Consider the following 986-nt stretch of genomic DNA (forward strand, 5'->3'; position numbering starts at 1 on the left):
AGGAAATCCTGATTGAAAACGTAAGTTTGAATCCGTCATAATAAAAAAACCTCCAATATGATATAATAATGTTACCGATAACCTCAAAATAACAAGAATAAGGGTTGCTGTCAATGGCAACTTTTCTGTATGATAGATTCAAGGATATTCAATAAGGAGACATTAGAATGGTAACCATATATGATATTGCGGCCAAAGCAAGCGTATCCGCAATGACCGTCTCCAGAGTTATCAATAACACTGGAAAAATCAGCGAGAAAACGAGAACTAAAGTAAAGCGAGTTATGGAAGAATTGAACTATGTTCCAAACCAAACCGCCAGAAGTCTAGTCCTGCAGCAGACCAAGCTTTTATTTCTGCTCATTACTGATATTATGAACCCTTTCTATACAACGCTTGCCCGCGGTGCTGAGGATGCTGCCATTAAATCGGGATATCGTCTGCTTTTCGGAAACAGTGATGAGAATCTTGACAAGGAATCTGACTATGTGACGACGATTCTGACAGCCCGTGTAGACGGCGTTCTTGTGGCACCAACAGGAGACCCTTCTCTTCCGCATTTGGAATCTCTGCGTAAACACAATGTGCCTTTTGTCCTGCTTGACCGTGAAGTACCCGGCATTGAGTGCGACATCGTGCTTGGGGACAGCAAAGAAGGCGCACGACGTCTTGTCGAGCACCTTGTGTCTCAAGGTCACCGTCGCATTGCAATGGTGAATGGATCACCTTCCGTATCCAGTGCCCGCTTAAGACTACAGGGCTACCAGGAAGGGCTGARGCTAAATGACCTAACCTATGAAGATAAATATGTATTTGAAACAAGCTTCGGACCTGTAAAGGACCTGTCCAAAATGGAGCAGTGGCTTGATCAGCTTGACCCGCCTCCAACAGCCATTGTAGCTGGCAACAACGTGCTCGCTGTTGAAATTCTGAAGCTACTGCGTGATCGCAGCATTCATGTACCGGCTGACATGTCTCTTGTATGC

1 protein-coding gene is annotated in these 986 nt (G+C 44.9%); it reads left to right on the top strand.

Annotated features, from left to right (window positions below; all coding sequences use genetic code 11):
- Positions 1-167: 167 nt before the first annotated feature.
- Positions 168-986 (top strand): LacI family DNA-binding transcriptional regulator (locus tag AC1DWN_RS34315; protein WP_477563277.1); only part of this gene is annotated, 819 nt, incomplete at its 3' end.

This window comes from Paenibacillus sp. P4_A7 (assembly GCF_056402455.1).